This window comes from Marseilla massiliensis, assembly GCF_016899855.1.
Classification (GTDB): Bacteria; Bacteroidota; Bacteroidia; order Bacteroidales; family Bacteroidaceae; genus Prevotella.
This window is the reverse complement of record NZ_JACJJG010000120.1, coordinates 1-7419: the sequence shown is the minus strand read 5'-3', so window position 1 is coordinate 7419 and position 7419 is coordinate 1. Positions and strand designations below refer to the sequence as shown.

At 40.2% G+C, this 7419-nt stretch carries 7 protein-coding genes and 1 tRNA gene; 3 read left to right on the top strand and 5 right to left on the bottom strand.

Annotation, left to right across the window (positions count from 1 at the left end):
* Together H6A34_RS12775 and H6A34_RS12770 are read right to left on the bottom strand one after the other, a co-directional pair.
* Window positions 1-497: transposase (locus tag H6A34_RS12775; protein WP_275955208.1), on the bottom strand; the 497-nt coding region annotated here is incomplete at its 3' end.
* Window positions 498-596: 99 nt separating this feature from the next.
* Entirely contained in the window at window positions 597-818 is a 222-nt protein-coding gene (locus H6A34_RS12770; RefSeq protein ID WP_205105829.1) for a helix-turn-helix domain-containing protein, read from the bottom strand.
* Window positions 819-1280: 462 nt separating this feature from the next.
* Here H6A34_RS12770 and H6A34_RS12765 point away from each other — a divergent pair, with 462 nt between their 5' ends.
* Genes H6A34_RS12765 through H6A34_RS12755 form a run of 3 tightly spaced genes read left to right on the top strand, consistent with a single transcriptional unit; the run spans window position 1281 to window position 4085 of the window.
* Window positions 1281-2426 (top strand): AAA family ATPase, encoded by a 1146-nt coding sequence (locus H6A34_RS12765; protein WP_205105828.1) that lies wholly within the window; start codon window positions 1281-1283, stop codon window positions 2424-2426.
* A 23-nt stretch (window positions 2427-2449) separates the two neighbouring features.
* Complete coding sequence (locus tag H6A34_RS12760; protein ID WP_205105827.1) at window positions 2450-3397, top strand: hypothetical protein; 948 nt, start codon at window positions 2450-2452, stop codon at window positions 3395-3397.
* On the top strand, window positions 3363-4085 hold the full coding sequence (locus H6A34_RS12755; protein WP_205105826.1) for a hypothetical protein: 723 nt from the start codon (window positions 3363-3365) through the stop codon (window positions 4083-4085). Before H6A34_RS12760 ends, H6A34_RS12755 begins: the two co-directional genes overlap by 35 nt.
* Window positions 4086-4271: 186 nt before the next feature.
* On the opposite strand, the gene H6A34_RS12750 is transcribed toward H6A34_RS12755, so the two are convergent.
* The 3 genes from H6A34_RS12750 to H6A34_RS12740 all read right to left on the bottom strand — a co-directional run bounded on the left by H6A34_RS12750 (window position 4272) and on the right by H6A34_RS12740 (window position 7254).
* A tRNA-Leu gene (locus H6A34_RS12750) sits at window positions 4272-4353 on the bottom strand.
* A gap of 723 nt (window positions 4354-5076) precedes the next feature.
* Window positions 5077-5712: a BamJ family beta-barrel-assembly machinery protein gene (locus H6A34_RS12745; RefSeq protein ID WP_205105825.1), complete on the bottom strand. Its 636-nt coding sequence runs from the start codon at window positions 5710-5712 to the stop codon at window positions 5077-5079.
* On the bottom strand, window positions 5713-7254 hold the full coding sequence (locus H6A34_RS12740; protein ID WP_021947282.1) for a glycine--tRNA ligase: 1542 nt from the start codon (window positions 7252-7254) through the stop codon (window positions 5713-5715).
* Window positions 7255-7419 lie beyond the last annotated feature (165 nt).

Here is a 7419-nt window from a genome sequence, read left to right as displayed (position 1 = left end):
ATTATCTCGCCACGGTCGTTTATCACTATATGCAGCTTGAATCCGTAGAACCATCCCATCGTACACTTGCCCTTGGCGGCCCATCCCTTCATCGTCCTGTGGCTGTGCGCACGCTTTATATTGCATGACTTCAACGGTGTGGAGTCGATTATGGATATTCCAGTACATTTACCCAACGCACATGTCTGCAGGAACAGCAAAAGCCGGAGTCCCACCTTGGCCTGGCGTTCTACGAAGCGGTTGTACGACAGGCGGTGTGGAAACTCCTTGCGCATGTGGTTGCATACATAACCGAGGTAGAAAGACTTGAGGTCTCGGTGGCGCAAGATATGGAACAGTACGAGAATGGTCATCACCTCACTGTCGGACATGAGGCACGGGCGGTTGCGGCGACGTTTTCCGCATATGTCCAGCGTGTGTTTTTTCAGTTCGGGAGCAAAATATTTGCAGAATTCATCGAGAATACAGAAAATTTCTATTATATTTGCATCAGTCATGGGAATGAATATTTTTATGTAACTTATTGATTATCAACTATAAAGGTGCTAAAAATATCTCATTCCCACAACTTTTTCAATCGTTTTCTTATACCGAACTCACGTAGTATTACAGAGATAGCCTGATTTGTTCCACCGCCACAAAGTGTTTGTGGACACTCCTAGCATTTTAGCCACTTCTTTATGCGTGAGATACACTTCCGATGCATTCACGTCTTTTTCCATTGCCAAGACCCCCTCAATTTCTGATTGGACGAGTTCCCTTAGGTCATCGACATCAACCATCATCAATGAACTTGGCCTTATCTTTTCTTTTGCCATATCAATTAATATTTGAGCGGTTTCTTCATACGTTCCTGCCTTAGGTTATACCCAACCGTACTTTTACCGCTTATTTAACTATGTCCCAGTATCAACGGCATAAAGGCAGGGCTGCCGTATCAACTTCGACGGGGCAAAGGTAGTGCATGCTTTTTTATAGACCTCGGCAGAATTGAGATTTTACGCCGTTGGTTGATTAACATTGATCAACGTTGTTCAACATTGAATTCAACGCACAGTGCTAACAAATATGTAAAATACTGACAATTAGAGTATTAGGCGTATTTAAAGACCTGATTTTACCATAAATGTAGAAAATCTCAATGTTTTTCAATCCGGTAATTATCATTCAACAAAAACCTTATTTCATACTATGAAAATCATAAAATTTAAGAAAGTCACCTGCATTATTCAAAATAAATAATTATCTTTGCATAATAAACACCAATGGATAATTTGTGAATGAAGAATCCGTTCATCATAACAGGGAACATACCTGAAAAATATTTTTGCGACAGACGTGAAGAGGCTGCAAAAATTATACGTACCTTGTCAAACGGAGGTAACATATGCCTGATGTCGCCAAGAAGGATGGGTAAGTCGAAACTTGTGAAGTTCTGTTACGATAAGCCTGAGATTACAGATAATTTCTATACTTTCTATATTGATATACTGCATACTTCAGGTTTACGTGAATTTACGTATGTTTTTGGGCAAAAAGTATTTGAGGTGTTGCATAGCAGAAGCCAAAAGATGTTTACAGCCCTTGTGCAAGGATTGAAGTCGATAAATGCAAAATTCGGTTTTGACCCGATAAATAACACCCCGACTTTTAACATAGAGCTGGGTGATATAGGCAAGCCCGAATACACACTGATAGAGATTTTCGATTGTTTGGAGCAAGCAGACAAGCCGTGTATCGTCGCATTCGACGAGTTCCAACAAATAATGAAATACCCTGAAAAAAACGTGGAGGCACTTCTACGCTCACATATCCAACAATTGTCCAATGTACATTTTATCTTTGCAGGCAGTGAAAGGCATCTTGTTTCGGAAATGTTCTTGTCATCGGCCCGCCCTTTCTATAATAGTACATCTATAATGGAACTGCACCCAATTAAGTCGGAAATCTACACCAACTTCGTATGCGGACTTTTCAACGAATTCGACAAAAGCGTCGAAGGCAATGACGTGATGAAAGTGTACGATGTATTTGAGGGTAACACGTATTACATGCAAAAAACATTCCATGAGGCATTCATAAATACTGCTGAAGGCGGGACGTGTTCATTGTCCATACTTCGCCAAACGATAGATTCTATTTTGGAGGAGGCAGGTGACGGTTACCGCTTATTGCTGTCACGTATTCCGGAACGTCAAAAGGAATTGCTGTATGCCATAGCGACGGAAGGAAAGGCCGAAAAGATAATGAGCGCTGCTTTCGTCCGTAAATATTCCTTGTTGTCTGCCAGTTCAGTGCAGGCTGCATTGAAGAAACTAATGGAACTGGACTTATTGACAGTTGAAAATGGATTATATTATATTCCGGACATCCTTTTCAGAATGTATCTTTTGAGATTAAAAGATAGAAATAGAGAGTTTATTTAGTAAATTAAATATTATTGAAATTTATGACTATGTATGTTCGTAAAATATCGGAAGTTATAAAGAAATTTATAAATATGATGTCAAAAATGCTTCCATGCAAATATAATGAAAACTATCTTATTGCGAAGGCGCTTGAAGAGTTGTTGTCGATGTATACCAATAGTGATAGCAATTTTCGCAAGAAATTCTATAAAGATGAAAACGCACTACCTATCCTTCATTATATAGGTATGTTGTATAAAGAAAAAAACAAAAAGACATTACATATTAGTTCCGAAGAATTAATACTTACAAATTCGGCTATAAAAATCATGTATATAACATCTCAATGTTTGGAACCAATATATAAAATATTATACCCGGACGGATTACCAGATATAAGTTTAAATGATACGATTAAGCTTCAAAAATCGTTGAAAAAGTTAAAAGGGATTTTACCTCCATTGACACCTGAAGAAGTTTATTATGCTTTCAAATTCTTGGATGATATTGAAATCCGAAATGCACTGTCATTTGTGGATGGTAATGCTTTTAATAAAATATACAAAGCTTATGAAGCAAACCGTAAATCTGTATTTATAAAGGAAGTTGATGAGGTTAATAATATAAAACTTTCTTTATATGTATATATTTCATTAATAAGAAGCAATAAATCGAATTCTTTATTAAAACAATATTTACATACTATTGATTTTAATAATAACTTAAAATATCAACAGATTATGTATGGATTTTCGCCCTCACTTATGAAGGCATATAAAATCAATCAAGATAGAGAATCTTTTGCCAAAATGAATGTATCTAAATTGATCAAATTACATAACGATGTCATATCGGATTATAAAATACTCATTAACTCAGCAATATCAAATCCTGATATACCGCTTGCTTTTAGAGAGCAAGCAAAAGATTTTTGGCAAAAACGTAATTCTGTTTTTGATGATATTAAAGTCAAAAAAAAACAAGTCTAAGAGCAAAGAGCTTTATGACCCAATAGTACTAAACTTTATAATTGAAGGAATATTACATGCCATTCATAAACTAATGCAAGAAGATACTTCTTCCTATAAAGACGAGTTCGAGCAACATGTTATTAATACAGATAAATGCACTCTTGGTATAAGCAACTTTGTTCGAGACTTAATATGGTGCTCAAATAATGATGTTTATAATAAAAGATATCGTAAAGTCCTTGAATATTTGTTCTCTATTTTATCTGGAGATGATAGTATTTTAAGGTATGCTGATGAAAAAAATGTAGAGATAAGCAATAAAAGTTTTCGTAATAAATCTAATCTAATTGAACATACAAATAAATATGATTTTATATATATTCTCGGTGGAATTTTATATGAAGGAGAAAAGACAAGCGAAAATCCAATTTTAAATTGGAATTATAAACCACAATATAAATTATCATCATTTTTATATGCATTCTATGAAACAAAAGTTGAAAAATCACAAAAAGATAAGCGACCCATATATAATATATTATCAGAATGTGATTTGGGATCAAAACAAAAATGCAATTGTTACAGTTTCAATGGCAAAGCTATAGATTTGGCGGAACAGTATAGAGGCTATGCTAAAGTGAAAGCTAAAATGTGGGCTAGTATTATTTATGATTGTTGTACAATAGTTAAAAATGAAATTAGTTAAAAGTTTAATGCTAAAATATGCAGCACTAAATATTAGTTTTTTTACTCTTATGCATTCGTATCTGATTTTTTATGTTTTTGCGTATAATTACATCCAACCATTTCAAATACGGGGAATTTGACGGGGATTTTGGATAAAATAAAAACGTTAAATAGCTGATAATCAACCACTTAACGTTTGCAAGGGTGCGCCTGATAGGACTCGAACCTACACGGCGTAAGCCACCAGATCCTAAGTCTGGCGCGTCTACCAATTTCGCCACAAGCGCATGTCTCTCAAGTTATTGATTATAACCAGAATCTGACAGTTTTTATTTACTAATGTCCGTCATAAGACGGTTACAAAGGTACATTCTTTTTGCCGAATAAGCAAGAATATTGCGGAGTTTTTGTGTAATAAGCGTTTTTATACGCCATTTAGGTTGTATATTGCCAGCTGTGTTGGTTGTTGTTTTTGTGCAAAAATAAAACGGAAGCCTCGTTCGATGGCTCCCGTCACAATTATCAACATTAACTATGAAACTTTTTCTTAAATAAAATCGGAGGTCGTGTATTAATGCTTTCTCCACCCCCGAATCCTGTTGCTGTGAAACACAGCAAACAGGTTTTTAAACATCTGTTACCTAAACAATCCTTTTTACCTTGTATACCTATGAAAACTTTTGACGATGCCTCACGGCATGGTTGTTATCCTGTATCAAAGCAATCTTAACTTTACCTTATAACTTAATACCTATTGAACTAACACCTATTGTTTTGTTTTGACGATGCAAAGATACTACTGTTTGCGCACACAGCAAAGACTTTTTGCTGTTTTTTGCCATGAAAGTGCATATTTTTGACCTAAATCAAAATATGTATATGTACTTGAATTTTTTACATTTTATATGGTTACATTTCACGATGAAAGCTTATGTGGGCGATATAATATAAAGAAAGAAGCGGAAATCATAATTCTATGTTTCCGCTTCTTGCCTTGTTATATATACCTTTTATTCGGTTATCCATCCGCTTTCTGCCGAACGCCAAGGTCCCGGCGATACGCCCGCGCGGTAGTAAGCAATAAGAGCGATGTCGAAAATAAGAGTGCTATAACCCGGAATCGATGTCGTGCCTGATACTCCGTAGCCCAGCTGGTATGGGATATATACACGCCAATGGTCGCCTATGTGCATGTGCTGAAGGGCCGTGGCGAAGCCGTCGACCACACCGCCAACATATAACTGTGCCGGCATTGCCGTGGCTGGATTGTACTCTCCTTCATACGACTCGTCGAAAACGTAGCCGTCGGCGTACGACGTCGATGGGATGAGCCGTCCACGGTAGTTCACCAGAACCGAGTCGGTGTACATGGGGCAACCGCTGCCCGTACCCTCGGTTAGCACCTCAACGGCGATGTAGTCGTATGTATCTGTCGGGATGGTATCCTCGAGCGAGTAGTTCAGAAACAGTTTCCAGTTACCGTCCGTGTTAGCCCTGGCTTGTTCGTATATGTTGTTGAAGGAAGTCTCGTTGCGGTTTTGCCAGTCGGGAAATTCCTCTACGGCATTCTCGTCTTCGCTGCACGACGTTAGTGCCAGTGGCGATAACAATGCCAGAAGCAGGATTAATATGTTGTATCTCTTCATTTATTGTAATTTTTTTAACAGGCTCGTTATGCTTACCTTGTCTTCGATGATACCACGCAGGTCGGCTATGTTGACACGTTCCTGTTCCATTGTGTCGCGGAAACGCAGTGTCACGGTATTGTCTTGTAGCGTGTCGTGGTCTACCGTTACGCAGTAAGGCGTGCCTATTGCGTCCTGGCGGCGGTAGCGTTTGCCGATAGAATCCTTCTCGTCGTACTGGCAGTTGAAGTGGAACTTCAGGTCGTTGATTATTTCGCGGGCTTTCTCCGGCAGTCCGTCTTTCTTCAACAGAGGCATTACGCAGAGCTTGACGGGAGCGAGGGCAGCAGGCAGTTTCAGTACAACACGTGTCTCGCCGTTCTCGAGCTGTTCCTCACAATAAGAGTGGCACATAACCGACAGGAACATGCGGTCTACTCCGATACTGGTCTCGATGTCGTACGGGGTGTAGCTTTCGTTGGTCTGCGGGTCGAAGTACTTGATTGACTTGCCCGAGAATTTCTCGTGTTGTGACAGGTCGAAGTCGGTGCGGCTGTGTATGCCTTCCACTTCCTTGAAGCCGAACGGCATGCGGAATTCGATGTCGGTAGCTGCATTGGCGTAGTGGGCCAGCTTCTCGTGGTCGTGGAAGCGGTAGTTCTCCGCGCCGAAGCCAAGTGCCTGGTGCCACTTCATGCGCAGCTCCTTCCATTTATTAAACCATTCCATCTCGGTGCCGGGCTTAACGAAGAACTGCATTTCCATCTGCTCGAACTCGCGCATACGGAAGATAAATTGGCGTGCTACAATTTCGTTCCTGAAGGCCTTGCCTATCTGTGCTATGCCGAACGGTATCTTCATGCGGCCCGTCTTCTGAACGTTGAGGTAGTTCACGAATATACCCTGTGCCGTCTCCGGGCGCAGGTAAATTTTGTTTGTAGCGTCGGCGGCCGAGCCCATCTCGGTTGAGAACATCAGGTTAAACTGGCGCACGTCGGTCCAGTTCTTTGTTCCGCTGATGGGGTCAACTATCCCTTCGTCAAGGATTATCTGCTTCAGTTCTTCAAGGTCGGGGCCTTGCATCGCTTTCGTGTAGCGCTCGTGCAGGGCGTCGCGCTTCTGCTGGTGCTCAATTACGCGCGGGTTGGTCTCGCGGAATTTGGCTTCGTCGAAAGCCTCGCCGAAGCGTTTGCGTGCCTTGGCTACCTCTTTTTCTATTTTCTCGTCGTACTTTGCGATCTGGTCTTCTATCAGGTTGTCGGCACGATAGCGTTTTTTCGAGTCGCGGTTGTCTATCAGCGGGTCGTTGAAAGCGTCTACGTGGCCGCTGGCTTTCCATATAGTAGGGTGCATGAAGATGGCCGAGTCGATACCCACGATGTTCTCGTGAAGCAGCACCATGCTCTTCCACCAGTATTCCTTAATGTTGTTTTTCAGTTCAACACCGTTCTGTCCGTAATCGTAGACGGCTGCCAGACCGTCATAAATGTCGCTGCTCGGGAATACGAAACCATACTCCTTGCAGTGGGACACTATTTTCTTAAAAACATCTTCTTGTGCCATTTGTATATATGTTAGCTTAATATTAAATCAAAACGAATGTCTGCGTAAGGATACGAAAACATAACATCTTAACGCCTTTAGGCTGCAAAGATAGTGCAAGTTGAGCGAAATGCAAAATAAAAGTGCGAGAAACAAACTTTATTTAGCATTTCCGAGACGCAGCCT

Coding starts and splice junctions, on each gene's coding strand:
- H6A34_RS12770 (WP_205105829.1), bottom strand. CDS start 818: ATGGCAAAAGAAAAGATAAGGCCAAGTTCATTGATGATGGTTGATGTC.
- H6A34_RS12765 (WP_205105828.1), top strand. CDS start 1,281: ATGAAGAATCCGTTCATCATAACAGGGAACATACCTGAAAAATATTTT.
- H6A34_RS12760 (WP_205105827.1), top strand. CDS start 2,450: ATGACTATGTATGTTCGTAAAATATCGGAAGTTATAAAGAAATTTATA.
- H6A34_RS12745 (WP_205105825.1), bottom strand. CDS start 5,712: ATGAAGAGATACAACATATTAATCCTGCTTCTGGCATTGTTATCGCCA.
- H6A34_RS12740 (WP_021947282.1), bottom strand. CDS start 7,254: ATGGCACAAGAAGATGTTTTTAAGAAAATAGTGTCCCACTGCAAGGAG.